Source organism: Curtobacterium sp. NPDC087080 (assembly GCF_044745105.1).
Classification (GTDB): Bacteria; Actinomycetota; Actinomycetes; order Actinomycetales; family Microbacteriaceae; genus Curtobacterium.
This window is the reverse complement of record NZ_JBIUZP010000004.1, coordinates 151,523-177,716: the sequence shown is the minus strand read 5'-3', so window position 1 is coordinate 177,716 and position 26,194 is coordinate 151,523. Positions and strand designations below refer to the sequence as shown.

At 69.0% G+C, this 26,194-nt stretch carries 26 protein-coding genes; all 26 read right to left on the bottom strand.

Translation table 11 applies throughout. The annotated features are described in order from the left end of the window. The 26 genes from rpsS to ACIPEQ_RS12190 all read right to left on the bottom strand — a co-directional run bounded on the left by rpsS (position 1) and on the right by ACIPEQ_RS12190 (position 25,850). Positions 1–282: a 30S ribosomal protein S19 gene (rpsS, locus tag ACIPEQ_RS12315; protein WP_017885529.1), complete on the bottom strand. Its 282-nt coding sequence runs from the start codon at positions 280–282 to the stop codon at positions 1–3. Positions 283–293: 11 nt separating this feature from the next. Then, positions 294–1,133, bottom strand: coding sequence for a 50S ribosomal protein L2 (gene rplB / locus ACIPEQ_RS12310; RefSeq protein ID WP_058728264.1), 840 nt, complete (start codon positions 1,131–1,133; stop codon positions 294–296). An 18-nt stretch (positions 1,134–1,151) separates the two neighbouring features. Further along, on the bottom strand, positions 1,152–1,451 hold the full coding sequence (rplW, locus tag ACIPEQ_RS12305; RefSeq protein WP_058742338.1) for a 50S ribosomal protein L23: 300 nt from the start codon (positions 1,449–1,451) through the stop codon (positions 1,152–1,154). Further along, a complete protein-coding gene (rplD, locus tag ACIPEQ_RS12300) occupies positions 1,448–2,107 on the bottom strand; it encodes a 50S ribosomal protein L4 (protein ID WP_402715389.1) in 660 nt (219 codons plus the stop codon). The genes rplW and rplD overlap by 4 nt, the downstream gene beginning before the upstream one ends. A gap of 2 nt (positions 2,108–2,109) precedes the next feature. Continuing rightward, positions 2,110–2,763, bottom strand: coding sequence for a 50S ribosomal protein L3 (gene rplC / locus ACIPEQ_RS12295; RefSeq protein ID WP_022903285.1), 654 nt, complete (start codon positions 2,761–2,763; stop codon positions 2,110–2,112). A gap of 13 nt (positions 2,764–2,776) precedes the next feature. Next, a complete protein-coding gene (gene rpsJ / locus ACIPEQ_RS12290) occupies positions 2,777–3,085 on the bottom strand; it encodes a 30S ribosomal protein S10 (protein WP_022903286.1) in 309 nt (102 codons plus the stop codon). Between the two features lie 766 nt (positions 3,086–3,851). Further along, complete coding sequence (locus ACIPEQ_RS12285; protein WP_402715388.1) at positions 3,852–4,466, bottom strand: DarT ssDNA thymidine ADP-ribosyltransferase family protein; 615 nt, start codon at positions 4,464–4,466, stop codon at positions 3,852–3,854. 282 nt (positions 4,467–4,748) lie between these two features. Further along, entirely contained in the window at positions 4,749–5,726 is a 978-nt protein-coding gene (locus ACIPEQ_RS12280) for a DNA topoisomerase IB (RefSeq protein ID WP_250366258.1), read from the bottom strand. Between the two features lie 142 nt (positions 5,727–5,868). Continuing rightward, complete coding sequence (tuf, locus tag ACIPEQ_RS12275) at positions 5,869–7,056, bottom strand: elongation factor Tu (RefSeq protein WP_058728450.1); 1,188 nt, start codon at positions 7,054–7,056, stop codon at positions 5,869–5,871. Positions 7,057–7,193: 137 nt separating this feature from the next. Further along, positions 7,194–9,308, bottom strand: coding sequence for an elongation factor G (gene fusA, locus ACIPEQ_RS12270; protein WP_126890947.1), 2,115 nt, complete (start codon positions 9,306–9,308; stop codon positions 7,194–7,196). Positions 9,309–9,409: 101 nt separating this feature from the next. Further along, the gene (gene rpsG / locus ACIPEQ_RS12265; RefSeq protein ID WP_058728452.1) at positions 9,410–9,880 is read right to left on the bottom strand and encodes a 30S ribosomal protein S7; all 471 of its coding nucleotides are present in this window, start codon (positions 9,878–9,880) and stop codon (positions 9,410–9,412) included. A 5-nt stretch (positions 9,881–9,885) separates the two neighbouring features. Beyond that, a complete protein-coding gene (gene rpsL / locus ACIPEQ_RS12260) occupies positions 9,886–10,254 on the bottom strand; it encodes a 30S ribosomal protein S12 (protein WP_058728453.1) in 369 nt (122 codons plus the stop codon). A gap of 398 nt (positions 10,255–10,652) precedes the next feature. Then, positions 10,653–11,786: a hypothetical protein gene (locus tag ACIPEQ_RS12255; protein WP_402715387.1), complete on the bottom strand. Its 1,134-nt coding sequence runs from the start codon at positions 11,784–11,786 to the stop codon at positions 10,653–10,655. 36 nt (positions 11,787–11,822) lie between these two features. Next, positions 11,823–12,257, bottom strand: a complete 435-nt coding sequence (locus ACIPEQ_RS12250) for a DUF6121 family protein (RefSeq protein WP_402715386.1) — start codon at positions 12,255–12,257, stop codon at positions 11,823–11,825. Between the two features lie 52 nt (positions 12,258–12,309). Continuing rightward, positions 12,310–13,005 carry a hypothetical protein gene (locus ACIPEQ_RS12245; protein WP_402715385.1) on the bottom strand — a complete coding sequence of 232 codons (696 nt, stop codon included), beginning with the start codon at positions 13,003–13,005 and terminating at the stop codon, positions 12,310–12,312. 172 nt (positions 13,006–13,177) lie between these two features. Continuing rightward, positions 13,178–13,936: a hypothetical protein gene (locus ACIPEQ_RS12240; RefSeq protein ID WP_402715384.1), complete on the bottom strand. Its 759-nt coding sequence runs from the start codon at positions 13,934–13,936 to the stop codon at positions 13,178–13,180. Between the two features lies 1 nt (position 13,937). Then, entirely contained in the window at positions 13,938–14,486 is a 549-nt protein-coding gene (locus tag ACIPEQ_RS12235) for a hypothetical protein (RefSeq protein ID WP_402715383.1), read from the bottom strand. A 233-nt stretch (positions 14,487–14,719) separates the two neighbouring features. After that, the gene (gene pilM / locus ACIPEQ_RS12230) at positions 14,720–15,772 is read right to left on the bottom strand and encodes a type IV pilus assembly protein PilM (protein ID WP_402715382.1); all 1,053 of its coding nucleotides are present in this window, start codon (positions 15,770–15,772) and stop codon (positions 14,720–14,722) included. A gap of 21 nt (positions 15,773–15,793) precedes the next feature. After that, positions 15,794–16,630 (bottom strand): prepilin peptidase, encoded by an 837-nt coding sequence (locus ACIPEQ_RS12225; RefSeq protein WP_402715381.1) that lies wholly within the window; start codon positions 16,628–16,630, stop codon positions 15,794–15,796. Beyond that, positions 16,627–18,381 carry a hypothetical protein gene (locus ACIPEQ_RS12220; protein WP_402715380.1) on the bottom strand — a complete coding sequence of 585 codons (1,755 nt, stop codon included), beginning with the start codon at positions 18,379–18,381 and terminating at the stop codon, positions 16,627–16,629. The genes ACIPEQ_RS12225 and ACIPEQ_RS12220 overlap by 4 nt, the downstream gene beginning before the upstream one ends. Beyond that, positions 18,378–19,106 (bottom strand): type II secretion system protein J, encoded by a 729-nt coding sequence (locus ACIPEQ_RS12215; RefSeq protein WP_402715379.1) that lies wholly within the window; start codon positions 19,104–19,106, stop codon positions 18,378–18,380. Before ACIPEQ_RS12215 ends, ACIPEQ_RS12220 begins: the two co-directional genes overlap by 4 nt. Beyond that, positions 19,103–20,500, bottom strand: a complete 1,398-nt coding sequence (locus tag ACIPEQ_RS12210) for a prepilin-type N-terminal cleavage/methylation domain-containing protein (protein ID WP_402715378.1) — start codon at positions 20,498–20,500, stop codon at positions 19,103–19,105. The genes ACIPEQ_RS12215 and ACIPEQ_RS12210 overlap by 4 nt, the downstream gene beginning before the upstream one ends. An 80-nt stretch (positions 20,501–20,580) precedes the next feature. Continuing rightward, entirely contained in the window at positions 20,581–21,030 is a 450-nt protein-coding gene (locus ACIPEQ_RS12205) for a type IV pilin protein (protein ID WP_374109341.1), read from the bottom strand. A 185-nt stretch (positions 21,031–21,215) separates the two neighbouring features. After that, positions 21,216–22,448, bottom strand: a complete 1,233-nt coding sequence (locus ACIPEQ_RS12200) for a type II secretion system F family protein (protein ID WP_250366269.1) — start codon at positions 22,446–22,448, stop codon at positions 21,216–21,218. After that, positions 22,448–24,160 carry a PilT/PilU family type 4a pilus ATPase gene (locus ACIPEQ_RS12195; RefSeq protein ID WP_402715377.1) on the bottom strand — a complete coding sequence of 571 codons (1,713 nt, stop codon included), beginning with the start codon at positions 24,158–24,160 and terminating at the stop codon, positions 22,448–22,450. Before ACIPEQ_RS12195 ends, ACIPEQ_RS12200 begins: the two co-directional genes overlap by 1 nt. A gap of 19 nt (positions 24,161–24,179) precedes the next feature. Next, positions 24,180–25,850 carry an ATPase, T2SS/T4P/T4SS family gene (locus ACIPEQ_RS12190; RefSeq protein WP_250366270.1) on the bottom strand — a complete coding sequence of 557 codons (1,671 nt, stop codon included), beginning with the start codon at positions 25,848–25,850 and terminating at the stop codon, positions 24,180–24,182. Positions 25,851–26,194 lie beyond the last annotated feature (344 nt).

Genomic DNA, 26,194 nt, shown 5'->3' with positions numbered 1-26,194 from the left:
TTAGCGGCGACGGCCCTTCTTGTCGTCCTTCACGTGACCACGGAAGGTGCGGGTCGGCGCGAACTCGCCGAGCTTGTGACCGACCATCGACTCGGTGACGAACACCGGGATGTGCTTGCGGCCGTCGTGCACGGCGATCGTGTGCCCGAGCATGTTCGGGACGATCATCGAGCGACGCGACCAGGTACGGATCACGTTCTTGGTGTTGGCCTCGTTCTGCGTGACGACCTTGCGGAGCAGGTGCTCGTCGACGAAGGGGCCCTTCTTCAGACTGCGTGGCATCTTCTGAACTCCTACTTGCGCTTCTTGCCGGCGTTACGGCGACGGACGATGAGCTTGTCGCTCGGCTTGTTCGGCTTGCGCGTACGACCCTCGGCCTGGCCCCAGGGGCTGACCGGGTGACGACCACCGGACGTCTTGCCCTCACCACCACCGTGCGGGTGGTCGACCGGGTTCATCGCGACACCACGCACGGTCGGGCGGACGCCCTTCCAGCGCATGCGGCCGGCCTTGCCCCAGTTGATGTTGGACTGCTCGGCGTTGCCGACCTCGCCGATGGTGGCGCGGCAGCGGGCGTCGACGTTGCGGACCTCGCCCGACGGCAGACGGAGCTGCGCGTAGGGGCCGTCCTTGGCGACGAGGCGGACCGAGGCACCGGCCGAACGCGCCATCTTCGCGCCGCCACCGGGGCGGAGCTCGATGGCGTGGATGACCGTACCCACGGGGATGTTGCGCAGCGGCAGGTTGTTGCCGGGCTTGATGTCGGCGCCGGGGCCCTGCTCGATGACGTCGCCCTGCTTGAGCTTGTTCGGCGCGATGATGTACCGCTTCGTGCCGTCGACGTAGTGCAGGAGCGCGATGCGCGCGGTGCGGTTCGGGTCGTACTCGATGTGTGCGACCTTGGCGTCCACGCCGTCCTTGTCGTGACGACGGAAGTCGATCACGCGGTACTGGCGCTTGTGGCCACCACCGATGTGGCGGGTGGTGATGCGGCCCGAGCTGTTGCGGCCACCGGTCTTCGGCAGCGGACGAAGCAGCGACTTCTCCGGCGTCGAACGGGTGATCTCAGCGAAGTCGGCGACCGACGAGCCGCGACGACCGGGGGTCGTCGGCTTGTAGTTACGAATAGCCATGATTTATCCCTCTGGTCCTCAGCCGACAGCCGTGAAGATGTCGATCGAACCGGACTTGAGCGTCACGATGGCGCGCTTGGTGTCCTTGCGCTTGCCCAGGCCGAACTTCGTGCGACGGGTCTTGCCCGGACGGTTCAGCGTGTTGATGCTCGCGACCTTGACGTCGAAGATCTTCTCGATGGCGAGCTTGATCTCGGTCTTGTTCGAGCGGGGGTCCACGATGAACGTGTACTTGCCCTGGTCGATCAGACCGTAGCTCTTCTCCGAGACGACCGGCGAGATGATGATGTCGCGCGGGTCCTTGTTGAAGCCGCTCATGCGGAGATCTCCTTCGCGGTCTTCGACGCGATGAAGGCGTCGAGTGCGCTCTTGCTGAAGACGAGGGCATCGGCCTTGAGCACGTCGTAGGCGTTGAGCTGGCCGTACGAGAGCGCGTGGACGTTCGGCAGGTTGCGGACCGACTTGAGCGTGAGCTCGTCGGCCGACTCGAGCACGACGAGCACGTTCTTGACGGGCGCGACCTTCTCGATGAGCGTGCGAGCGGTCTTCGTCGAGGGCAGTTCAGCCGGGACGAAGGACTCGACAGCGGCGATGCGGCCACCGCGGGCGCGGTCCGAGAGCGAGCCGAGCAGAGCAGCGGCGATCATCTTCTTCGGGGTGCGCTGCGAGTAGTCGCGCGGGGTCGGTCCGTGGACGACGCCACCGCCGGTGTGCTCCGGAGCGCGGACCGAACCCTGACGGGAGCGGCCGGTGCCCTTCTGCTTGAACGGCTTGCGACCAGCACCGCGGACCTCGCCGCGGTTCTTGGTCTTGTGGGTGCCCTGACGCGCGGCGGCGAGCTGCGCGGTGACGACCTGGTGGATCAGCGGGACGTTCGTCTCGACGTCGAAGAGCTCGGCGGGCAGCTCGATGCTGCCGGCGACGGCTCCGGTCGCGTCGAGGACGTCGATCGTGGTTGCGGTCTCGGTGGCCATGATCACTTACCCTTCACGGCGGTGCGGACGAAGACGGAGCGACCGCGAGCACCGGGGACGGCGCCCTTGACGAGCAGCAGACCCTTCTCGGCGTCGACGGCGTGCACCGTGAGGTTGAGGACGGTCACGCGCTCGCCACCCATGCGGCCGGCCATGCGCATGCCCTTGAAGACACGCGACGGGGTCGACGAAGCACCGATCGAACCGGGCTTGCGGTGGTTGCGGTGAGCACCGTGCGAAGCGGACACACCGGCGAAGCCGTGGCGCTTCATGACACCGGCGAAGCCCTTGCCCTTCGACGTCCCGACGACGTCGACCTTCTGGCCGGCCTCGAAGGTGTCGACGGTGAGCTCCTGGCCGAGCGTGTACTCGGCGGAGTCGTTGGTGCGGATCTCGGTGAGGGTGCGACGCGGGGTCACACCAGCAGCCTCGAAGTGGCCGGCGGCCGGCTTGTTCACCTTGCGCGGGTCGATCGCGCCGGCGGCGATCTGGATCGCCTCGTAGCCGTCGCGCTCGACGTTGCGGATCTGGGTGACCACGTTCGGGCCGACCTCGATCACGGTGACGGGGATGAACTTGTTGTTCTCGTCCCACACCTGGGTCATCCCGAGCTTCTTGCCGAGGAGGCCCTTGACGGTCTTGGTTGAGTTCGCCATCAGTCAGTCCCCCTTACAGCTTGATCTCGATGTTGACGTCGGCCGGGAGGTCGAGTCGCATGAGCGAGTCGACGGCCTTCGGCGTCGGGTCGACGATGTCGATGACCCGCTTGTGCGTGCGCTTCTCGAAGTGCTCGCGCGAGTCCTTGTACTTGTGGGGAGAACGGATCACGGTGACCACGTTCTTCTCGGTGGGGAGCGGCACCGGGCCGACCACGGTCGCACCGGCACGGGTCACCGTGTCGACGATCTTCCGGGCCGACGTGTCGATGACCTCGTGGTCGTACGACTTGAGCCGGATGCGGATCTTCTGTCCCGCCATGTGTCTCTCTGTCCTCTCTGCGCCGCGCACCCTCGGGCCGCCTGACGCCGCCGTCACCGTGCATTCCTGCAGGGCTTGGCTGTTTTCCTGAACCAACCGGCCGCATCCTCGGGGGATGACCGCTGTTCTCCTGTCAACCGCGCAGGGCGACCGTGGCCGTCCAGCGTGGGCATGTCGCTTCCCCGCACTCCGGGCACAGCTGCACCCGAGGTGGTGGTGGGGACTCGATCGTGTTCTGCTGCCTGCGGCCCAACCCAGCTCCGCTGGACGGAGGGATTGTGCACTGCCAGAGCAGTGATCCTGCGCGCGCGAACGCCCGCGGAATTCGGAACCGGACAAGTCTCGCATAGGCACGGCATCCGTGCAACCCGGGCGTGTCGTCGGGTTCTGGGGGGTTCGCGACGGCGCGCTCGCCCGGAACGGCGCGGTTCTGCCCGGCCTGGAGGCGCGGCGCACCCCGGGCGCGTCGCGCACCTTCACGAGGTGCTCGGTCCGCCCTCGGCACCCTCCTCGACCCGACAGGCCGGGGCCCGCTGCGTCGGGCCCGGCGTCGGTCCGCGAGCGGGCAGGACACGCCGCGCGCCGAGCACCGCGCGGGTGGGATCGGTCGGGTCCGGGTGCTGAGCGTGACGGATGTCGCCCGCTCGGCACGGCCAGACGGGACCCGACACCTTCCGTCGAGTGACTCCGCCGAGGGCGGCGGAACGGATCGTGCCCGCTCGGCGAGGCCGAGCGGGCACGATGGCAGGGAGGTCGTCCGACCGGGTCAGAACTCCTCGGGCACCGGCGGGACGAACCACGGCGGGAAGACCGCGACCCGGGGACCGGTCACGCGGTGCTCGGCGAGCAGCGTCTTGACCTGCTGCCGGACGCGGTCGTTCGGCACCCCGATGACGGCGATCGACGAGAACGGCACGCGGGGCCCCGCGAGCAGCTCGAGGCCGTGCATCTCCGGGTCGGTGAAGTCCGTCCGGCGGATCAGGTTCGTCGCTGCCTCCGGTCCGACCGCGAAGCGCACGTCGTCGGCCTCGGCGTCCTGGTCGGCGACGATCACGGAGGCGCCGAACGCGGACACCGGCACGACGAGCACGACGTACTCGGTCGCACGCGTGCGTCGGGCGGCGTCGGACCAGCGGTCACCCTCGGCGCCGCGGCGGAGCTCGTCCCAGCGAGTGGCGTCCGGCGAGAGCGTGAACGGGACGTGGCCCGACACGGAGCCACCGTCGGGAGCGGTCGCCTCGGCGCGCGCGGCACGCGTCTCGGCGGAGCTGACGTCGACGGCCGGAGTGGCCGCGTCGGCGGCGAGGATCGCACCCTCGCCGACGATCGACGCCAGGTTCTCGACGTGGGTGGCGTGGTGCGCCCGGAGCGACGCGAACACGCGCGGCTCCGGCAGTTCGGGAGCTGCCGGCGACCGGAGCGACGAGGAGCCGCGCGCGGGGGCCGGGGTGGAACGGAGGTCGGTGGTGATGCGGGTCCGACGGGGTGTCGGCGTGGAGGGGACTGCAGGCACCTCGGCCTGTCGGGGGGAGCAGATGTCGCAGAGTTCGGTGGGGAAACCGTGGATGCACTCGTCGGTCACGACTGGGAGGGGTCCTTCCGTGCCCGGGTGGGGGAGGTCGGGCACGGTGTCCAACCGTACGTCATGATCCGCCCCCTCAGGTCACTGTCGGTAGAGCAGGGCACGCACCTCGGACTCGGCGGCGTGGAGGCGTTCGGGGTCGATGGTCTCGCCGTGCTGGTACGCGTCGAGCAGGCGCGGGTCGATGTAGCTCTGCCGGCACACCGTCGGGGTATTGCCCAACTCCTCGCTCGCGGCCTTCACGGCGTGCGAGACGGCCTTCTTGCGCTTCGCCTCACTCGACTGCGGGCCGGTACGCGCCAGGTCCACCGCGGCCGCGACGGTTCCGTGCAGGGTGCGGAAGTCCTTCGCGGTGAACTCGTCGCCGGCTCGCTCCTTCACGTACTCGTTGATGTCCTCGGCGGCGAGCGGCTCCCATTCGGCACCGCGCTCGGCACGGAAGGACAGCAGGCGCGCGTTCGGTCCGCGACGCTTCATCCCGGCGATCACCCGCGCGAGGTCGTGGTCGTGGATCGTGGACGACCACTCCTGCCCGCTCTTGCCCGGGAAGTCGAGCTCGATGTCGTCGCCCGACACGTGGGCGTGCGCGCACAGCAGCGTCGACAAGCCGCGGCTGCCGTGTTCGGTGGCGTAGCGCTCGGAGCCGACGCGGAGCGAACCCTGGTCGAGCATCCGGAACGCCGCGGCGAGAGCACGCCGCCGGTCGGGCTCGGGTCGCCGCAGGTCCTGCGTGACCATCCGTCGCGCGGACGGCAGCGACTCCGCGAGAGCGAGTGCCCGGTCGTACTTGATCCGGTCCATCCGCTCGCGCCACCCGGGGTGGTACATGTACTGACGCCGGCCGACGCCGTCCTTGCCGGTCGCGAGGATGTGCCCGTTCTCGTACGGCGAGATCCACACGTCGTCCCAGGCCGGAGGGATCACGAGGTCGTCGAGGCGCTGTCGGACGACGGCGTCCGTGACGGTCTTCCCGTCCGGGTCGCGGTACGAGAACCCCGTGCCGCTGCGGACACGGTGGTAGCCACGACCGTTGGTCGCGGAGCGGCGGAGACGGGTCACTCCGACGATGTTGCCCGTCGACGCCTGGGACCCGTCACCGGGAACGCCCCCGGACTGACCGGACGTCCGCCAGGGACGACGAAGCGGGGCCGGACCCGAAGGCCCGACCCCGCTGGCGCAGTGTCTTCCGGAGAACCGGGAGTTACTTGACGATCTCCTCGACCGTACCGGCGCCGACCGTGCGGCCACCCTCACGGATGGCGAAGCGGAGGCCGGCCTCCATCGCGATCGGCTGGATCAGCTCGACCGACATGGCGACGGTGTCGCCGGGCATGACCATCTCGGTGCCCTCGGGCAGCGTGATGACGCCGGTGACGTCCGTGGTGCGGAAGTAGAACTGCGGACGGTAGTTCGCGTAGAACGGGTTGTGACGACCGCCCTCTTCCTTGGTCAGGATGTACGCGTTCGCCTTGAACTCGGTGTGCGGCGTGACCGAACCCGGCTTCACGACGACCTGGCCGCGCTCGACGTCCTCGCGCTTGAGGCCACGGATGAGGAGACCGGTGTTGTCGCCCGCCTCAGCCTTGTCCAGCAGCTTGCGGAACATCTCGATGCCCGTGACCGTGGTCTTCTGCGTCGGGCGGATGCCGACGATCTCGACCTCGGAGTTGAGGTCCAGCGTGCCACGCTCGACACGACCGGTGACGACGGTGCCACGACCGGTGATCGTGAAGACATCCTCGATCGGCATGAGGAACGGCTGGTCGGTGGCGCGCACCGGGTCCGGGACGTTCTCGTCGACGGCGGACATCAGGTCCTGGACGGACTTGACCCACTTCTCGTCGCCCTCGAGCGCCTTGAGCGCCGAGACCTGCACGACGGGGGCGTCCTCGTCGAACTCCTGCGAGCCGAGGAGCTCACGGACCTCGAGCTCGACGAGCTCCAGGATCTCCTCGTCGTCCACCATGTCGGACTTGTTCAGCGCGACGACGATGTACGGGACGCCGACCTGGCGGGCGAGCAGGACGTGCTCACGCGTCTGGGGCATCGGGCCGTCGGTGGCGGCGACCACGAGGATCGCGCCGTCCATCTGGGCCGCACCGGTGATCATGTTCTTCACGTAGTCGGCGTGACCAGGAGCGTCGACGTGCGCGTAGTGGCGCTTGTCGGTCTGGTACTCGACGTGGGAGATGTTGATCGTGATGCCGCGGTCGCGCTCCTCGGGAGCGCTGTCGATCTGAGCGAAGTCACGGGCCTCGTTGAGGTCCGGGTACTGGTCGTGCAGAACCTTGGTGATCGCCGCCGTGAGCGTGGTCTTGCCGTGGTCGACGTGACCGATGGTTCCGATGTTGACGTGCGGCTTGGTCCGCTCGAACTTGGCCTTGGCCACTGTGGGTCCTCCTCAGGACTCGGAGAGCATGCCCCCGGTTCCGTGAACCGTTGGCGTGCAGGGTGTGTGTCTAACTGTACTTGGTGACGAGGGGCCCGTCGCCGGGCACCCTCGCCTGTGGAGAGAACGCCGGAGCGTTACTCTCCGCTGTTCTTCGCGATGATCTCCTCGGCGACCTTGGCCGGGACCTGGCTGTAGGTCTCGAAGGTCATCGAGTAGACCGCACGACCAGAGGTCTTGGACCGGAGGTCCCCGACGTAGCCGAACATCTCGGACAGCGGCACGCTCGCGCGGACCACCTTGACGCCCGAGGCGTCCTCCATCGAGGCGATCTGGCCACGACGGGAGTTCAGGTCACCGATCACGTCGCCCATGTACTCCTCGGGAGTACGCACCTCGACGGCCATGATCGGCTCGAGGATGGCGGGACCGGCCTTGCGGGCGGCCTCCTTGTAGGCGATCGAACCGGCGATCTTGAACGCCATCTCGGACGAGTCGACGTCGTGCGCCGCGCCGTCCTTGAGGATGGCCTTCACGCCGACGGTCGGGTACCCGGCGAGGATGCCGACCTGCATGGCGTCCTGGATACCGGCGTCGACCGACGGGATGTACTCACGCGGGACGCGACCACCGGTGACGGCGTTCTCGAACTCGTAGACCTTCTCGGCCGTGACTTCCATCGGCTCGAGGGCGATCTGCACCTTCGCGAACTGGCCGGAACCACCGGTCTGCTTCTTGTGCGTGTAGTCGTAGCGCTCGACGACCTTGGTCAGGGTCTCGCGGTAGGCCACCTGCGGCTTGCCGACCGACGCCTCGACCTTGAACTCGCGCTTCATGCGGTCGACGAGGATGTCGAGGTGGAGCTCGCCCATGCCCTTGATCGTCGTCTGACCGGTCTCGGCGTTGAGCTCGACGCGGAACGTCGGGTCCTCTTCCGCGAGCTTCTGGATGGCCGTGGAGAGCTTCTCCTGGTCGGCCTTCGTGTTCGGCTCGATGGCGACCTCGATCACCGGCTCCGGGAACGTCATCGACTCGAGGACGACCTGGTCGGTCGGGTCGCAGAGCGTGTCACCGGTGGTGGTGTCCTTGAGGCCGATCACCGCGTAGATGTGGCCCGCGGTCACGTTGTCGACCGGGTTCTCCTTGTTGGAGTGCATCTGGAAGATCTTGCCGATGCGCTCCTTCTTGCCCTTGGTCGAGTTGATGACCTGGGCACCGGACTCGATCGAGCCGGAGTACACGCGGACGTAGGTCAGACGACCGAAGAAGGGGTGCACCGCGACCTTGAACGCCAGGGCCGAGAACGGCTCGGTGGCGTCGGGCTTGCGGATGATCTCCTTCTCCTCGTCCTTGACGTCGTGGCCGATCATCGGCGGCACGTCGAGCGGGGACGGGAGGTAGTCGATGACCGCGTCGAGCATCGGCTGGACGCCGCGGTTCTTGAAGGCCGAGCCGCAGAGGACCGGGTAGACCTCGGAAGCGATCGTGAGCTTGCGGATCGCGCCCTTGATCTCGTCCTTGGTCAGCTCCTCGCCGCCGAAGAACTTCTCGAGCAGGGCGTCGTCGGTCTCGGCGACGCGCTCGATCAGCTTCGCGCGGTACTCCTCAGCGCGGTCCTTGAGGTCCGCGGGGATCTCCTGGACCTCGTACTGGGCGCCCATGGTCACGTCACCCTTGGCGTCGCCGGGCCAGACCTTGGCGTGCATCTCGATGAGGTCGATGACGCCGACGAAGTCGTTCTCGGCACCGATCGGGAGCTGGAGCACGAGCGGCTCCGCACCGAGGCGGTTGATGATCGTGTCGACGGTGAAGTAGAAGTCCGCGCCGAGCTTGTCCATCTTGTTGACGAAGCAGATGCGGGGGACGTCGTACTTGTCCGCCTGACGCCACACGGTCTCGGACTGGGGCTCGACGCCCTCCTTGCCGTCGAAGACGGCGACGGCACCGTCGAGGACGCGGAGCGAGCGCTCCACCTCGACCGTGAAGTCCACGTGACCGGGGGTGTCGATGATGTTGATCTGGTTGTTGTCCCAGAAGCAGGTCGTCGCGGCCGACGTGATCGTGATGCCGCGCTCCTGCTCCTGCGCCATCCAGTCCATCGTGGCAGCGCCGTCGTGGACCTCACCGATCTTGTGCGTGATGCCCGTGTAGAACAGGATGCGCTCGGTCGTCGTGGTCTTGCCGGCATCGATGTGCGCCATGATGCCGATGTTGCGGACCTTGTTCAGGTCGGTGAGCACGTCCTGTGCCACAGGTTCCTCCGGAAGAGTTGTAGGAGAGGGTGGCGCCCGGGCGGGCGTCGGTGGTGCGTGACCACCGACGCCCGATCGGAGCCGGGACTACCGGGCCGGGATTACCAGCGGTAGTGGGCGAAGGCCTTGTTCGACTCGGCCATCTTGTGGGTGTCCTCACGGCGCTTGACCGCGGCACCGAGACCGTTCGACGCGTCGAGGATCTCGTTCATGAGACGCTCGGTCATCGTCTTCTCGCGACGGGCCTTGGCGTACGAGGTGAGCCAGCGGAGCGCGAGGGTGTTCGCGCGGTGCGGCTTGACCTCGACCGGGACCTGGTAGGTCGAGCCACCGACGCGGCGGCTGCGGACCTCGAGGGTCGGACGGACGTTGTCGAGCGCCTTCTTCAGCGTCGCGACGGCGTCCTGCTGGTTCTTGGCGGAGACGCCCTCGAGTGCATCGTAGACGATGCGCTCGGCGAGGCCCTTCTTGCCGTCCAGGAGGATCTTGTTGACGAGCTGCGAGACGATCGGCGCGCCGTACACCGGGTCGGCGACGACGGGACGCTTCGGGGCGGGACCCTTACGAGGCATCTAACTCAACCCTTCTTCGCGCCGTAGCGGCTGCGGGCCTGCTTACGGTTCTTGACGGCCTGGGTGTCCAGGGCGCCGCGGATGATCTTGTACCGCACGCCGGGGAGGTCCTTCACACGACCGCCGCGGACGAGCACCATCGAGTGCTCCTGCAGGTTGTGGCCCTCACCGGGGATGTAGGCCGTGACCTCGGTGCCGTTCGAGAGCTTGACACGAGCGACCTTGCGCAGGGCCGAGTTCGGCTTCTTGGGGGTGGTGGTGTAGACGCGGGTGCAGACACCACGCTGCTGGGGGTTCGCCTTCAGTGCCGGCGCCTTGGTCTTGACGACCTTGGGCGTACGACCCTTGCGAACGAGCTGCTGGATGGTAGGCAACTGTTCTCCTGGTTCTTCGCTCGTGCTCTGGCCGACGCATTCCGTCGGCTTCCTCATCCCACGCTGATCACCGCCTGACGGCGGAGGGAGGTCGTGGGATGGATGACCCGGCACGGTCTCGTCGAGGTCGACGAGGGTGACCCGGGATTTCGGGCGCGCCCGAGGGCGCACACCCGGTAGAGACTACCCGCGTCACACGGCGAAATCAATCCGGGCGCGTCGCGCCCGGAGCGCGCCGACGCTGGCGTGGCGAGACGAGCCTCCGGGTCGTCGACCGCGCGTCCGGACCCGTCCGCGGTGGTGGGGCGGGCCTCCAGGCCGACGACCGCCGGTCCGGACCCGTCCGCGGTGGTGGGGCGGGCCTCCAGGCCGACGAGCGGCGGACCGGACCCGTCCCGTCAGGAACCCGCGTCGGACGAACCGTTGCCGATGGCGGACTCGAACGTCGCGCCGTCGTCGGAGAAGCCCGACACGTACCCGCTCGCGTTCACGTTCATCGGACCCGCCGATGCCGTACCGACACCGTCGGGCCCGGAGATGTCCGCGGTGAAGGTGGCCCGACCGAAGGTCGAGGTCGAGACCGTCCACCCACGCGACAGCCATCCGCCGACCGTGACCTGCGGGCGCTGCTCGAGCGTCCACTTCTGGTTCGTGTAGGTGTAGGCCGGGTCCTCGCCGTAGGCGTAGAAGCTGCAGCCAGCGGGTGCCGGGTCCGTGGAGGCGATGCACCCGTCGACCCAGCGGTCGACCGCCTGTTGGGCGGCCTGCTTCCCGTCGTCGGTGAGCTCCGTGGTCATGGACACCGGCACCGAGCCGGTCGTGCTGAAGCCGGGGACGCGCGCGGTCGCACCCGCTGCCGTGAACCACTTCCCGCCGTCGACCGCCACGGCGTACGAGCCCGGCAGGGCGGTCAGGTCCGCGATGCCGTCATCGGACGTCCGGACGCGCTGCCCGGCGACCTCGACCGTGGTCCCGCCGGGGCCGCGGACCGAGACCTGGACCCGTCCGAGGTCCGGCGCCTGGAGCTCCCACACCGGGAAGACCCCCCAGTCGGTCCCCGTGCGGTCGAGCGTGAAGGTGGACGCGACGTCCCGGCCGCCCTGTCGCAGGTACGCGCGCACGGTGGCGGTGTCACCGTCGGTGCGGGTCGCTGCGATGCGGTACCCGGTGACACGGTCCGTCGCCTTCGCGTAGGCGGCGTCGGTGAGCAGCACGTCCGCGTCGTCGTGGTCGACACCCGCCAGGCGCAGCGCGTCGTCCACGTGCCCAGCGGTCAGGTCGTCGAGGAAGGCCCGCACCGGCCGGTCGGCCGAGTGCGAGGAGGACTGGGTCGTGTACCCGACGACGCCCGTCACGAGCAGCAGGACCACGGCTGCACCGCCGGCGATGATCCCGACCAGTGCGCCGCGCCGCATCCGGCGACGCGGGCGAGGTGCGGTCGGGGTGGTGACGGGCACCGGCGGCTCCTGCGTGCCCCGGAGCGTGTCGACGTGCGGGACCTGTGCCCACCCGCCCGGCTGGTTGTCGGTCATGCGTCCCCCGTCGTGCCTCGTGCGTGCTCCGGGATCCTACCGCCGCGCGGTCCCCCGCGACCGGGCCTGGTACCGGGCGGCGGAGACACCGCCGAGGACGCAGAGCAGGGCGACGACCACCGAGCCGACGACGAACGGGCTCAGCGCGGAACCCGCGGGGAACACGAGGAGCTCGGTTCCGTCCCCCCGCGTCACCGAGTAGCCCACCGCTCCCGTCGCGAGCATCGCCAGGTAGGTGCCCGCAGCGGCGACGAGTGCGGTGACGCCGGGGTTGCCCTCGCGGATCCCCGCCGCCGTGGCGAGGAACACGACCGCGGCCGCCGCGACCACCATCGCCGGACCGAGGTACGGGCCGGCGTCCGGCTGCGGGATCGCCTCGACGTCGGCGAGCAGGGCCTCGAAGCCCGTCACCGCGACGACGAGGGCGATGAAGAGGATCGACGTCATCGTCGCGATCAGCCACCGGGACATGGCTTGATCGTACTGCCGGGCATCCTGGGTGGCGGGTCCCGATGCCGTCGCGTCACCGCGCGGCGCGCTCCTGCGCGTGCTCGCGGTCCTGCTCGGCGTCGCGCTCTGGCACGGGAGCCTGGCCTTGGCCCTGGCCCTGGGGGTGCTCCTGGCCCCGGGGGTGTTCCTGGCTCGCCTGGTGCTGTGCCGCCGCGACGAGCGCGAGCGCGATGGTCGCGGTGATGACCGGGACGGACTCGGTCATGGGGGCGACGGGGGCCGCGGTGCCGTCCTGGAGGCGCGGCTCGGCACGGTCGTGCTGCGCGGGCTCCGCCGCGTGGTCGCGTTCCGCCGGGGCCTCGTCGTGGTCGAGCAGGGTCGACTCCGCCTCGTGGCCCCGCAGGGTCGACTCCGCCTCGTGGTCCCGCAGCGCAGGCCCGACGACCGGCAGGACCGCCGTCGTCGTCGGCGGCTCGACGTGCAGGACGGTGACCGCGGGTGTCTCCGGGACCCCGCGTCGGGCAGCCCGACGGGCGCGGCCCATCCGCACCAGGACCACCACGGCGATGACCGCCCAGACGCCGTTCACGATCGTCGACGGGACCGCGTGGTGCGCGGCGACATTGATGGCGACGGAGAGCCCGCCGACCAGGTTGAGGGACTGGTAGAGCGGCCCGTTCGGGATCTTGCCCAGTGAGAACAGCAGGTAACCTGCGAGGACGGTTACGGCTCCGAACCAGCCGAGGAACTCCACGATTCCGACCAACACGCGCGACTCCGGGCACGACGAGGAACGGCCGTCCTGAGGCGACCGTCCGAGAGGGGTGTGAGCAGCCGCGAGTGCGGCGTCGGGAGCATCGTAGGCACAGCGACGGGTGTCGCGGAAGTGGGTGCGGCGTGGCGTGTCGCACCCACTTCGCGGGGGGCTCTGAGGAGGGGTGTCAGCCGTTCGTCGAGGCGCTCGACGAGGACGCTGCTGCGGCCTGTTCGGCCTGCGTCGAGGCGGCGTCCTGCAGGACGTAGATGAAGCCGCTGAGCGTCCAGGTCGTGGGGCCGGCTTCGTTGCTCGCGTCCGAACCGCTCGCGGAGGACGACGAGACGATCGACGAGACGAGGAACAGCCGCTTGCCGTTCTGCACGGCCTTCATGTAGGCGGTCGCCTGCTCGAAGGACCCCTGGACCCCGACGGTCACCGGCACCGCGGAGAAGTTCGTGCTGGTGATGACCGGGCTCGTGGTCACGGCGGGCGCCGCGGCTGCTCCGGGGGTGCCGGAGGCGCTGGGAGTCGGGGTCGGGGTCGCCCCGGCCGAAGCGGTGCCGGACGCCTCGGTGGTCGTTCCCGGACCCTGCGGCGGAGCGTACGACTGCGCATCGGACGTGGTGAGCGACGAGATGGTCACCCCACCCGCGTCCGCGAGGTCCGAGAGCTCCCGGTAGAACGCTGCCTGGTCGAGTGACGAGGGGATGGATCCCTCGAGGACCGCGAGCTCTGCCTTCTGCGCCGGCAAGGTCTGGCTCTCGGCGCGCAGCTTCGCGATGCGCCCCTCCGCCGTCGCGTTGCTCTGTTCGGCCGAGGCCTGCTGGTCGGCGCTGGCGTCCGCCCGTGCGAGCTGCGGTTGCACGCCGAGGAAGAAGCCGCCGACGGCGACCACGACGCTCGCCATCACCGCGACGAGGAGCATGAGTCGGTTGCGGGACACGTCACTCCCCCTTCTCGGCGGCGTACTTGCCGTCGTAGGCACCGGTGTCGAGGTGGATGGTGAGGTTCGCCGTGTACCCGCCGGAGTCGTCCGTGCCGAGCGTGACCGAGTTGGCGTTTGCGTCGACGTAGCCCGGGATCAGCTCGAGTGCGGTGATCCAGTCCGAGACGGACGGGAGCACTGCGGTGGTCGCGGTGACCGTGACCGTCGCCACCCGGGGACCCTGCAACGGAGCCGTCGACTGGGAGAACGCCTGCAGGGGCGTCGCGCTGTCGACCTGGACGCCGGTGATCGCGACCCCTGACGGCAGCGATGCCTGGATTCCCTCGAGCGTCGTACCCCAGTCGATCTCCGTCGAGCCGCCGACCTGCTGCGCCGACGTGATGAGCGCCGACTGCGCCTGGACGGTCTTCACCTCGGCGAATCCCTGCTCCTGCTTGAGCAGCGACACGGTGTGGTCCTGGGCGATGGTGAGGTCCGATTCGGCGTTCGCCGCGGTCGCGTACGCCCCACCGGTGCCGAGCAGGACGACGGCGGCGACGAGTGCCACGACCAACCATGCTCGTCTGACGCCTGCTCGCTGCCGACGTTCGATCAGGACCTCGGCCGGCAGCAGGTGCACCCGGGGCTCGTACCCGACGGTGACGGCGGTACGCCTGCCCCGCCGGTCCGGTTCGTCCGGCCGGGCGCGCGGCGCGGGCCTTCTCTGTGACGGTACCGACGGTGTGCGTCGGAACAGGGGCCGCCGGCCTCCCGCGGACCGGGCGTCCGCTCCTGCGCTGGTCATGCTGCTCTCCCTCCGACCGCGAGGCCGTAGGCGACCGCGACGGACGATCCGCGGGTCTCCAGGTCGTGGTCCCGGACAGACCGGGCGCGCGCCACACCGTCGAACGCGGACGCTACCCGGACCGGCACCCCGACACGTTCGCCGAACCCGTCGGCGAAGCCACCCAGGGCAGCACCGCCGCCGGCGAGCACCACCTCGCGGACCGGTTGGTCCGGGTGCGTGTTCACGAAGTAGTTCACGGTGTTCCTCAAGCTCGAGTAGAGCTCCTCGACGGACTCACGGACGACGCCGGCGGCCCGGTGGTCGTCCGGCGTCCGGGCGGCCGCACCGAGGCCGAGGTGCCGCTTCACCATCTCGGCCTCGTCCCACGAGATGGACATCCGCGCAGCGAGTGCCTTCGTCACGTCGGCCCCTCCGGTCGGGATGATCCGGACGAACTGCGGTACACCGTCGGTCAGGATCACGACCGACGTGGTCTGCGCACCGAGGTCGATGACGGTGACCGTGCCGGGGACGGACCGCCGGGTCGCGAGCACCCTGCTCAGCGCGAACGGGATGAGGTCGACCCCGACCGGGTTGAGGCCGGCGAGCTGCACCGCGCGCACGTTGTTCAGGACCGCGTCCTTGACCGCAGCGATGAGCAACCCCTCGAGCACGGGCGCTCCGTCCTGCACGCCCTCGCTCGTCGGGTAGAAGTCGAGGATCGCGTCGCCGACGGGGACGGGCAGCATGTCCTGCACCTGGAAGGGCAGCGACTCCCGGACCTGCGCCAGTGGCGCCCGCGGTACCGTCAGCGGACGCGCGAGGACGCGTTGGTTCCCCATGCCGAGCACCACGTCCCGAGAACGGAACCGGCCCAGGGACCAGAGTTGCTTGACCGCCCCGGCCACGGTGTTCGGCTCGAGCACCTCGCCCCGTGTCACGGAGTCCTCGGGGGTCGGGACCTCCGCGATGCGGACGACGGTCGGGTTCGCCTTGTCCGCGTCGGCGACCTCGACCGCACGGATGGACTGCGCGGAGATGTCGAGCCCGACGATGTTCTTTCCCATGGTGGTCTTTCCGTCCGGTCTTCAGCCGATGCCGAGGAGTGCGAGGTAGGCGTTCCAGAAGTCAGCGCCGGAGAAGACACCGACCCAGGCGCCGCACACCATCCAGGGCCCGAAGGGGATCCCGCCGCGCCGACCGACGCGCCTCGTGGCGACGAGGACGAGGGCGAACGTACCGCCGAGCAGGAACGCTGCGAAAGAGCCCACTGCGAGGGGTCCCCAACCGAGGTACGCGAGCGCGAGCCCCAGGACACCGGCGAGCTTGACGTCACCGAAACCCATACCGCCCGGGACGAGTACGGCGAGCAGCAGGTACCCCGCGGCGAGTGCACCCATGCCGACCAGGCCGCGAAGGAGCGCACCCCAGTCACCGCTCAGAGCGCTTGCGATCGCGAACAGCACGAGCAGTACCGGGTACGCGGGCAGCACGATGCGATCTGGGAGGCGGTGCACGTCGAGGTCGATCATCGTCAGCGCCACGCTGATCGCCATGAGGTACAGGAACGCGAGGACGACGGGCAGCGTGGCCGCCGTCGCGAAGGAGGCCGACGAGGCCGACGCGACGGCCCACACGACGACGACGGCGAACAGGACGCCCGTGGCGAGCTCGACCACCGGGTACCGCGCGGAGATCGCCGTCCTGCAGTGCCGACAACGGCCCCGGAGGACCACCCAGGACAGCACAGGCACGTTGTCACGTGGCCGGATGGCGGTGTGACACGTCGGACAGGCGCTCGCCGGACGCACCACGGACAGGCCGGCGGGAACGCGGTGGATGACGACGTTGAGGAAGGAGCCGATGAGGAGGCCGACACCGCCGCTGAGGACAGCGAGCAGCACGACCGGGGGTACGCCGATCACGATGCCGCGCTCCCGTCGGTCCGGAATGCTGCCTTGACCTCGCCCACCGTCGTGATGCCGTAGGAGGTGGTGACCGGGCTGAGGAACCGGGGCGGAGCGGTGTACTTGAGTCGCGCGTCGTACTGGTAGTCCTTCACGTACCCGTTGCTGCCCGAGGAGACGATGCCGCGGAACCGCTGGGCGATCGCTCCCTTGACGGTGAGCTTGCCGCGAGCACCCCCTCGGTCGTAGTTCTGCACCTGGAAGGTGTGCGCGGCCGAGATGATCGCAGCGTCGATCTCGCGCCCGTCGTCGTCGAGCATCGCCCCGTTCCTGCTCCATGACAGGGCCCCGTAGGGGTTCCACACCCACACCGCGTTCGTCGCGGTGAGGCCGAGGATGTCCGCGCTCGAGTCGACGTAGTCCAGGTCGCCTGTGACGTACAGGTAGTTCTGGGCCGCGACGGTCAGCTGCCCGTGGAAGTCGCCCTTCACGAAGGCGTCCCCGTTGCGGGAGCCGTAGGCACAAGGCGCCGTCCCGAGGCCCGGCGTGGACTCTCCTGCGAGCGGGTACCCCACGCCGTTGTTGCTGCAGGTCGCGACGGTCGAGGAGGCGTTCTTGTTCGATGCGTCCGACGGGATGTTCTGCACGTAGACGATGTTGTTCTCCGGTACCGGGATCGTGGCGCCCGCAGCGGAGCCGAGCTGCCCCGAGGACGTGCCCGGCTGCCCGCACTGCGCCGGGTTCGACCCACCCGTGGCACCGTCGCCCGTCGTGTTCGTGAACTTCGTGCCGGGCGACTTCACGGTCATCGTCCCGCCCGCGTTGAAGACGATGTCGGTCGGTCCGGTGTACAGGCACCCGGGGCGGGGCACGGTGGCGCCGAGGTCGGAGCGCGTCTCCTGGAGCTGCTGCGAATTCGTGGACGGCATGCCGATCGACGAGGCGAACGACGGCTGGTTGACGCCAGCCGGGAACTGCTGCCCGGCGCACGCCTGGTTCAGGGAGTTCTTCGCCGTGTACCGCAGGGCGGTGCCGGCCGGCTGGTAGGACGTCGAGGGGGTCTCGGTGAACTTCGCCTCGCAGATGCGCATGGTGTCGTTCGAGTGCGCAGGTCCGGCGATGACGTCACCGCTGCCGAAGGCGATCTCGTTGCAGCCGGTCGTCGGCCGCCCCTGGTAGGCGTACCGGACGCAGTTCGTGGTACTGGCACCGGAGATCTGAGGGTCCTGGATCTCGAGGTCGGTGAAGTACAGGAAGTCGATGAAGCCCTGCTGCCGGATGGACGCGACGACCGAGCGCACGGCGTTGCCCACCATCCCCGTCGACCGGACCTTGATCGTCCCGCTCGTGCCGTACTGCGCGGTGTTGACCTCGTACCGGTAGTACGACGTCGGCGTGTCCGGTGCCGTCACCGGGACCTTCGCCCACGACGCTCCGGCGCCCACCCCGAACGCTGGGTTGGCCTTGCCCGCCGGCGGCATCGTCACCGAGCTACCTCGGCTGTAGGTGGATGCGGGGTTGCCGTACTGGAAGTACGTGTTGTCGTTCGACAGTCGCGCCTGGTAGTCCGCGATGCCGGCGTACGCCGCGCTCAACGCCGCGTTGAAGTTCTGGTCGGCGTTCGCCTTGACCCTCCCGGACGTCGCGATCGACAGCGACGTCGCGACGAAGGCGACGATGACCATGCCGAAGATGAGCGCGATGACCATCGCCAACCCCTGGTCGTCGCGCGCGCGGGTCAGGTCGATGCGCTGTCGGAGTCCGTTCACGGTCCGACCCTTCCGGTCGAGAGGAGGTTGGGGAGGCTCACCTGGTTGCTGAGGGTCACGCTGTTGTCGGCGACCGAACCGTTGTTCGACAGACGGAGGGTCACGCCGACCGAGACGACCGACTGCATCTGCGCGGCACTCAACGCGCCCGTCGCATCCGGGACGAGCGCGGTGTTGGTCGCGTCGAAGTAGACGAACAAGGCCTGCTGGCCGCTCGGGGTCGCCGAAACCGGCGGTGCGAGGGTCCGTGTCGTCGGTGTGCCCGTGAAGCGGTAGTAGCTCGACCCGGACACGACCGGCTGTCCGGGGGTGACGGTCTCGACCAGGCGTCGCGAGGAGTCGAGCGCGAGCACCACCTGCTGCGGACGGGGGTCGGGACCCGCGTTCGCGACCGGGGCCGCGCCCGACAGGTCCACGGCGGTCGTGAAGGTCATGGACTCGGTCCGAGCGACGGCGAACGCCGGGGCGTCGGCCGCGTTCTGCTGGGGGTTCCGCATCGCGGCGTGCAGGAGTCGGGTGACCTCGTTCATCGCCGTCGACGCCGAGCGGGCGTTCGTGTCGGTCGCGTTGGCGTACGTCGTCGCCCGCAGCATGGTGACGAACGTCCCGGAGACCACGGCGAGCACGATCGCGAAGATCATGATGGTGACGAGCAACTCGGGCAGGCTCAGCCCGCGGTCGTCGCGCCGGATCCGGTCCGCGACCCGCAGCAGGGCCCCGCTCACCCCGCGGTCCTCGGGTCGAGCGTCACGACGTTCGCGGTGCCGGGGACGACGATGCCGAGCAGGCCACCGATGATGTTGCCGAGCGAGATGGGGTTGAAGTTGATCGCGTCCGAACTCTCGGTCACGGCCCACGTGCCCCACGGCAGGGCGATGGTCGCCGTACCGTCGCTCCTCGTCGCCGTGCGGGTGAACGTGTAGGTCATCCCCGCAGCGCACCCCGGGTCGCCGTTGGCCGCGGTCGTCGTCGTGGCCCGGATGGTCGTCGTCCGGGCCTTCACGTTGATCGTCGCCGCTCCCATGGCGACGGTCGGCGACGCGATCGAGCTCCCCGTCGCGGGCGCGACCTGTGCCGGAGCCTTCCCGGTCCGACCATCTGCACTCGTCGGCCATGCGGTCGGGTCGGTCGACAGGCAGGAGCCGCCCGGAGTGCCGGTCGGAGCGTACTTCCCGGCGTAGACGGAGTAGCCCGACGCTATCGGGCTGAGGTACTGGTCGCTGACCGGGGCCGCGGTCTGGTAGACGCCGAGGGTGCTGACGTACGAGGTCGTCAGGTTCGTCGGCAGCGACGCGCTCACCCCGGACGTGTACCGGTTCTGGAAGTCCCACGCCGGGTCGTACGTGAACGCTGCGCCTCCCGAGTCCCCAGCGGCGACCGTGACCGACTTCACCGGGTTCGCGGCCTGCTCCTGGTCGCGGTACTGGCCGGACGGCGGGCTGAGAGTCACGGTGTAGGTCCCGGGTGCCACCTTGTTCGCGATGGTGCACCCGTCCGCGTTGGTGACGTCGGGCTGCGCGCTGCCGTCGAGCATGCGCGCGGTGTTGCCGGGGACGGTGCGGTCGGGTGCCAGGGTCGCGGTCACGTTGCTCGTCCCGCCGCCGTTGATCGAGGTCACCGAGATGAGGACCGTGCCGAGCGCGGGGTCGTTGATCTTGCTGGTCGGCGCGAGGACCGTGTCAGCCGCGATCTTCTGCGTGGTGGATGACTGACCAGTCCAGGACACGCGGATGTTCACGCGACGGAAGAGGAGGGATCCGTTGCCCGAGAGGCCAGCGACCGTGCAACCGGTGTCGACGTTGTTCGTGTTGATCCAGGACACGGTCCGCGTGACGGTGTACTCGACGCCGTCCACCGCGATGGCGGGGTAGGTCTTGTTCGCCAGGCCGTTCAGGTCGTTCTGGCCGTCGATGCGCGCGACGTCGATGTACTGCTGGGCGAGGTTGGCGGCCTCGACCCGACCGCGGTTGTCCGCGGTCATGCGGAGGACCAGGGTGGTGGACGCGAGGGCGCCCATCACGATCACCGTGAAGATGAGGAGGGCGATGACGACCTCGACGAGGGACAGCCCCTCGTCGGACCGGCGCACGCGCTGGAGCGCGCGGCGGATGGCGATCATCGTTCCTCCTCTCGTCGTCCTCGAGCTGAGGGGGAGCGAGCCGACAGGATGTCGGCTCGCTCCCCCTCTCTTCACATTGCTCAGCTGCAGCCGGCGGGTGCGGTAGCAGTCGGGCCCTGTACCGAGCTGGAATCGGTGACCCAGAACTTCTTCGCCGTGTCACTCGGCGCGTCGGCCTTCAAGCAGAACGCCCCGGACGCGTAGGCCTTCGCGAAGGTGATCGTCTGAGTCGTGTTCGAGGGGAAGCCGTACTTGCCGAGCGGGTCCGTCGCGAGTGCGGGGGCAGCAGAGGGGTTCGGGTTGTCCGTGTAGTACGCGATGACCGCGGTCTTCGCGTTCGTCAGGTCGGACTTCACGCCCGCGTCCTTCGAGCTCGACTGGATGCCGAGGTACACCGGGATCGCGATGGCCGCGAGGATGCCGATGATGATGACGACCACCAGGAGTTCGATCAGGGTGAAGCCCTTGTCGTTCTGCTCCAGCAGTCCCTTGCGGCGAGCTTCGAGCTTGCCCATGAGAGCGAAGTACATTGTTGTTCCGTTCCTTCGGAAATGGGGTGGGATTGCGTTCGGGAGCAGTGCCCTGCCGCCTGCTCAACTGTATGCAGGGCGGATTCTCGGCATAATCCCGAGAACGGGGGTGATCGGCGCAGCAAAATGCCCCCAGTACCGGGGGCAGAATGCACACGGTCTCCCCTCGGACGAGGGGCGCGCGATCAACCGGACTGCTGGATGACGGACGAGATCTGGAAGATCGGCATGTACAACGCGATGATCATGCCGCCCACGACGACGCCGAGGAAGGCGATGAGCAGCGGCTCGATGAGCGACGTCAGCGCCTCGGTGGTGGCGGTGACCTCCTCATCGTAGAAGTCCGCGATCTTCTCGAGCATGATCTCCATGGACCCCGCATCCTCACCCACGGCGACCATCTGCGACACCATCGACGGGAAGACCGTCTCCGCGGACAACGGATCAGCGATGGAACTGCCTTTCCGAACCGATTCTGCAACGCGTTCCAGTGCACGTTGCACGACGATGTTGCCGGAGACTTCTCCGGTTATCTGCAATGCCTGGAGAATGGGTACGCCGGCGCCGATCATGTTCGAGAAGTTCCGCGAGAACCGCGCGATCACGATCTTCTTGTTGAGCTTGCCGAACACCGGCAGCCGCAGTTTCAGCGGGTCGAAGAACGACCGGACCGCGTCCGTGTTCTTCCTCGCACGCCACCAGAGGACGAACGCGATGATCGCGACGGCGAGGACAGGTCCGATGTAGACCATCGAGGCCGACAGGCTGACGAGGATCTGTGTCGGCAGCGGAAGTTCACCACCGAGCCCCTCGAACATCTTCTGGAAGATCGGGACGATGAAGACCAGCATGATGACCACGCTGAGCAGCGACATGACGAGCACGACCACCGGGTAGGTCATCGCCGACTTGATGGTCGTCTTGAGCTTCTGCTCCTTCTCGAAGTTCGTCGCGATCGACGCCATCGCCTGGTCGAGGAAGCCGCCGGTCTCCCCCGCCCGGATCATGTTGATCATGATCGGCGGGAAGTCGACCGGGTACTTCGCGACGGCGTCGGAGAGCGCCACACCGCGTTCGACGTCGTCGCGGACCTTCTCGAGGATGCCGCGCAGCTTGGTCGACTGCGTCTGCTCGGCCAGGATGCTCAGCGTCCGGAGCAGTGAGAGCCCCGAGCTCAGCATCGTGGCGGCCTGCCGCGCCGTGATCGCGAGGTCCTTGAGCCCGACGCCCTTCTCGAACCCCGGGATCTTGATCTCGGTCTGCAGCCCGGTGCCGGGCTTCGCCTCGGTGATCGCGATCGGCGAGACACCCATCGTGCGGAGCCGCTGCACGACCGCCCCCTCGGACGCAGCGTCGAGCCGACCCTTGACGAGCTTGCCGGCGCCGTCACGGCCCCGGTAGTCGAACGCGAGTGACATCAGTGCCCTCCGGAGTACTTGTCGCCGAAGTCGATCTCCGACGCGGCGATCGCCGCTGCGGACGAGTCGGACGGCGACTCGACGCGCTGCACGAGCCGGTCGAAGCCGTCCTCGTCGTGCACCTTCTCCATCGCGGCGGCGCGGGTGACGGTGCCGACGTTGACGAGCTCGGCGAGGTCCTGGTCCATCGTGTGCATCCCGGCGTCACGGCCGGCCTGCATCGCCGAGGTGATCTGGTAGGTCTTGCCCTCGCGCACCAGGTTCGCGATCGCGGGCGTCGTCTTCATGATCTCGGTGGCGACGACACGGCCCGACCCGTTCGCCTTCGGCACGAGGGTCTGGCAGACGACCCCCTCGAGCGTCGCCGCGAGCTGGGTGCGGATCTGCCCCTGCTGGTGCGGCGGGAACACGTCGATCACACGGTCGATGGTGCCGGGAGCGCTCTGCGTGTGCAGCGTCGCGAAGACGAGGTGGCCGGTCTCGGCGGCGGTCAGTGCGACGGAGATGGTCTCGAGGTCGCGGAGCTCGCCGATCAGGATGACGTCGGGGTCCTGTCGCAGCACGTGCTTCAGCGCGGCGGCGAACGAGTGCGTGTCCGCACCGACCTCGCGCTGGTTGATGATCGCCTTCTTGTGGTCGTGCATGAACTCGATCGGGTCCTCGACCGTCACGATGTGGTCGGCACGGGTCTCGTTGACCAGGTCGATGAGCGCGGCGAGGGTGGTCGACTTGCCGGATCCGGTCGGTCCGGTGACGAGGACGAGCCCGCGGGGCAGCTTCGCGAACTCCCCCACGTGCTGCGGGATGCCGAGCTGCTTGAGCGTCTTGATCTTCGTCGGGATGATGCGGAACGCCGCGCCCCAGTTGCCGCGCTGCTGGTAGTAGTTCACGCGGAAGCGGAACTCCGGCGACAGCGAGTACGCGAAGTCGAGCTCCTGCTCGTGGTCGAACTGGCCGGCCTGCTCGGGGGTGAGCAGCGTCTTCAGTGCGGCGATCACCTTGTTGCGTGCCCACGGACCCCCCGGGACCGCGGGACGCAGCGAGCCGTCGACCCGCACGGTCGGCGGCGCGTCGGCGGTGACGTGGAGGTCCGAGGCGCCCTGGTACACGACCTGCGAGAGCGCCGTGATGAGGTCGGCGTCGGCGACCTCGCGAGCGTGGCGGGTGAAGCCGATCTCGGGGTGCGACGCGGGGTCGACCGCGTGACCGGTCGTCGCCGGGACGGCCTGGAGGCTCGTGGTCGCCACCGCGGGTACCACCGGCAGGTGCTCGGTCACCGATCCCGCGTACCCGTACGCCGCGGTCGACGGTGGGACGGCGGCCGGGGGCGTGGCCGGCGCGGCCTGCGGCTGCGCGACCGGGACGGCGACGGGGTCGCCGGCGGGCGGTGGCCACGACCCCGCACCGGCCGCCACACCGGTGCTCGCCGGAACCGACCCCGCCGTGGCCGGCGGTGCCGGGCTCCACGCCGTCGGAGCACCCCAGTCGGGCTCGGCCGACAGGTCGTAGACGGCGTTGCTCGACGTCGGCACGCTCGGCCGGTCGTCGGCCGACGTGCCCGACGGCGCCGAGGAGGCCGACGCCGCCGCAGCCGCAGCAGCAGCCGCGAGCCGTGCAGCCCGACGACCGCCGACCTCGTTGCCCGGGGTCCCCGGGTGCCATCCGGCGACGGGGTCGTCGCCGGCCTCGATGTCGTACACCGATTCGTTCATCGTCCTCGTGCTCCCGGGACTACGCGACCACGCGCAGGATCTCGTCGACGCTGGTCATGCCGAGCTTGACCTTCTCCCACCCGTCCTGTCGGAGCGTCAGCATGCCCTGCTGCTGGGCGACGCGGCTGATCTCGGCGCTCGAGGCCCGTGCGACGGCGAGCCGCTCGATCTCCTCGGTGACGGTCATGACCTCGTGCAGGGCGATGCGGCCGCGGTACCCGGTGTTCGAGCAGACGGCGCAGCCGATCGGCGCGAAGAACTCCGGCACGGCCGCGTCCGCACGGTCGAGGAACCCGAGCGCGTGCAGCTGCTCGGCCTCGTACACCGCGGGGGCCTTGCACCGGTCGCAGAGCCGGCGGGCCAGACGCTGGGCGACCACCGAGTCGAGTGCGGACCCGACCAGGAACGGCTCGATGTCCATCTCGGTCAGGCGGGTGACGGCCGACGGCGCGTCGTTCGTGTGCAGGGTCGAGAGCACCAGGTGACCGGTGAGCGAGGCCTCGATCGCGATCTGCGCCGTCTCGTGGTCGCGGATCTCGCCGAGGAGCACCACGTCGGGGTCGGAGCGCAGGATCGAGCGCAGCGCGGACGCGAAGGTCAGGCCGGCCTTCGGGTTCACCTGCACCTGGTTGATGCCGGCCATCCGGTACTCGACCGGATCCTCGACGGTGATGACGTTGATCTCGGGCTTCGCGACCGCGTTGAGCGTCGTGTACAGCGTGGTGGACTTGCCCGAACCGGTGGGGCCGGTGACCAGGATCATGCCGTACGGCTTCGAGTAGGACCGCTGGTACGCCTGGAAGTTCTGCTCGAGCAGGTTGAGGTCCTTGAGCGTCAGCGACGTGTTCGTGTTGTCGAGGATGCGCATGACGACCTTCTCGCCCCACACCGTGGGCAGCGTCGCCACGCGCAGGTCGATCTGCCGGCCACCGTGGCGCACCGACATCCGGCCGTCCTGCGGCTTCCGACGCTCGGCGATGTCGATGTCGCTCATGATCTTGAGCCGGCTGATCACGCCGTTCTGGATGTTCTTCGGCGCCGGGGCCATCTCGTGCAGCACGCCGTCGATGCGGTATCGCACCCGGACCTCGTGCTCGCCCGGCTCGATGTGGATGTCGGACGCGTGGTCCTGGATCGCCTGCGACACGAGCAGGTTGACGAAGCGGACGATCGGGACGTCGTCGAGTGCACCGTCGGTCAGGTCCACCTGCTGCTGCGTCTGTGCAGCCGACTGGTCCTCGAGCGACGACGTCAGGTCGTTCATCTCGTCGTCGGCCCGCAGGTACCGGTCGAGGGCGCTGACGAGGTCGCGCTCCTCGACCTGGAGCGGCTTGATCGCGCGACCGGAGGCGGTGCGGGCGTCGTCGATCGCGAGCACGTTCGACGGGTTCACCATCGCGAGCACGAGCGTCTCGCCCTCGAACCCGATGCCGAGCACCCCGTGCCGGCGGCAGAGCGCCGCGGGCAGCATCGACACGGCGGTGCCGTCGACCGGGTAGTCGGTCAGCGGGACGGTGTGCGAGTTGTTCGACGCCGCACGCGCCGTGATGTACTGCGCCTCGCTCACGACGCCCTGGTCCACCAGGGACCGGATCGCGCGCTCGTCGATCGTCTCGTCGCCGGTCATGGAGTCGAGGTGTTCGATCGGCAGTGCGCCGTTGAGGATGAGGATCTCGGACAGGGTGGCCATGTGTCCCGGGGCCTCCTTCGGGTCGAGACCGGGTCGTGGTTGTGTGCTCCGCAGCGGCGCGGCGCCCGTCCACGCTACGGCCGCCCGGCACGACCCCCGCAGTCCCACAACGAGGGGGCGACGGGGTGGCGGGTGTCCCCAGTGCTGGGGTACCGACGGGTACCGAGTGGTCCGGCTGGTGGTCGTCATGCGTCGATGCTCCGTGATCACGACGACGGCGCGCGGCTCGGGATGACGACCGGTGGACGACGAGGCGACGGCGAAGGCCTGTGCAGGAACGTGCGGGACACGACGGGTCGGCGGCCGGTGCACGACGAACCCCTCGACGTGCGGGACCGCTCCGA

Bases quoted from the DNA above. Each gene is read 5' to 3' on its own strand.
- ACIPEQ_RS12205 (WP_374109341.1), bottom strand. From the start codon at position 21,030: ATGTACTTCGCTCTCATGGGCAAGCTCGAAGCTCGCCGCAAGGGACTG.
- rpsJ (WP_022903286.1), bottom strand. From the start codon at position 3,085: ATGGCGGGACAGAAGATCCGCATCCGGCTCAAGTCGTACGACCACGAG.
- ACIPEQ_RS12255 (WP_402715387.1), bottom strand. From the start codon at position 11,786: ATGACCGACAACCAGCCGGGCGGGTGGGCACAGGTCCCGCACGTCGAC.
- ACIPEQ_RS12190 (WP_250366270.1), bottom strand. From the start codon at position 25,850: ATGGCCACCCTGTCCGAGATCCTCATCCTCAACGGCGCACTGCCGATC.
- ACIPEQ_RS12195 (WP_402715377.1), bottom strand. From the start codon at position 24,160: ATGAACGAATCGGTGTACGACATCGAGGCCGGCGACGACCCCGTCGCC.
- ACIPEQ_RS12250 (WP_402715386.1), bottom strand. From the start codon at position 12,257: ATGTCCCGGTGGCTGATCGCGACGATGACGTCGATCCTCTTCATCGCC.
- rplB (WP_058728264.1), bottom strand. From the start codon at position 1,133: ATGGCTATTCGTAACTACAAGCCGACGACCCCCGGTCGTCGCGGCTCG.
- ACIPEQ_RS12200 (WP_250366269.1), bottom strand. From the start codon at position 22,448: ATGTCACTCGCGTTCGACTACCGGGGCCGTGACGGCGCCGGCAAGCTC.
- ACIPEQ_RS12210 (WP_402715378.1), bottom strand. From the start codon at position 20,500: ATGATCGCCATCCGCCGCGCGCTCCAGCGCGTGCGCCGGTCCGACGAG.
- rplW (WP_058742338.1), bottom strand. From the start codon at position 1,451: ATGAGCGGCTTCAACAAGGACCCGCGCGACATCATCATCTCGCCGGTC.
- rpsS (WP_017885529.1), bottom strand. From the start codon at position 282: ATGCCACGCAGTCTGAAGAAGGGCCCCTTCGTCGACGAGCACCTGCTC.
- rplD (WP_402715389.1), bottom strand. From the start codon at position 2,107: ATGGCCACCGAGACCGCAACCACGATCGACGTCCTCGACGCGACCGGA.
- rplC (WP_022903285.1), bottom strand. From the start codon at position 2,763: ATGGCGAACTCAACCAAGACCGTCAAGGGCCTCCTCGGCAAGAAGCTC.
- rpsG (WP_058728452.1), bottom strand. From the start codon at position 9,880: ATGCCTCGTAAGGGTCCCGCCCCGAAGCGTCCCGTCGTCGCCGACCCG.
- pilM (WP_402715382.1), bottom strand. From the start codon at position 15,772: ATGGGAAAGAACATCGTCGGGCTCGACATCTCCGCGCAGTCCATCCGT.